The organism is Ferrovum sp. (assembly GCF_027317285.1).
In the GTDB taxonomy this organism is placed as follows: Bacteria; Pseudomonadota; Gammaproteobacteria; order Burkholderiales; family Ferrovaceae; genus Ferrovum.
Genome location: NZ_DAHVHV010000172.1, coordinates 1 through 517 on the forward strand (window position 1 = coordinate 1; position 517 = coordinate 517).

Genomic DNA, 517 nt, shown 5'->3' on the forward strand with positions numbered 1-517 from the left:
CTCTCTCTGTTCTCTGTTTGTCTCTTGAGCGTTCAAGAGGTCGCCTCCAGGATTCATGCGGGTTTCCGGCCCATCGGTTATGATCACGAATTGGGTGAGCGTAGGCGACCGAAACAGGGAATAGCAGGCTGTGAATCGCCTCAACCACAGACCCAAAAAAGCACTTGGATTCAGAAGAAGTATTATTCGAAGTAACGGTACGCTACGCCAGCCACCGTCAGGTGTTGAACTGAAAACTCGAAACCGTCAGCACTATTCGATAATGGATTCTCCGATGAATGTGAACCAGCCTCTTACCGATGATGAAATCAACGAACTGGATGATTTTCTGCTTTCCGATAAATCGCCGGGATCCTGTATGGATATTTCCACTTTCGATGGTTTTCTGGCAGCCGTCGTACTCAATCCCGATGTAATCCTTCCCAGCCGCTGGTTGCCATGGGTATGGGATATGGACGATGGCGAAGAATCTCCCGAATTCGACACGCTGGATGAGGCGAGCCGCATCTCGAACCTG

Annotated in this window: 1 protein-coding gene; it reads left to right on the forward strand. The window is 50.1% G+C overall.

Going from position 1 to position 517, the window contains the following annotated elements; translation table 11 throughout:
• Positions 1–130 precede the first annotated feature (130 nt).
• Positions 131–517: UPF0149 family protein (locus M6F29_RS12165; RefSeq protein WP_298160322.1), on the forward strand; the 387-nt coding region annotated here is incomplete at its 3' end.